The following is a 228-nucleotide window of genomic DNA, read 5'->3' as shown; positions in this document are numbered from 1 at the left end:
GGCCCTGCGCCGACGTGGCCCTGGCCCAGGCATTGTGCGGCGGGGCGCTGGTGCTGCTCGATCCGGGCCTGGCCGGCGCGCCGGGCACCGCCGCGCTGGTGACCGCGCTGATCGACCAGGGCACGCTCGCTTTCGATGATGGCGAGGAAGAAGATGATGACAGCGATTGGGCGGATTGAGCACCCATGGCCCTGATCGCGTTCAACAAGCCCTATGGCGTCCTGTGCC

Source organism: Novosphingobium sp. B-7, from assembly GCF_000410615.1.
In the GTDB taxonomy this organism is placed as follows: Bacteria; Pseudomonadota; Alphaproteobacteria; order Sphingomonadales; family Sphingomonadaceae; genus Novosphingobium; species Novosphingobium capsulatum.
This window is presented reverse-complemented; position numbering follows the sequence as displayed.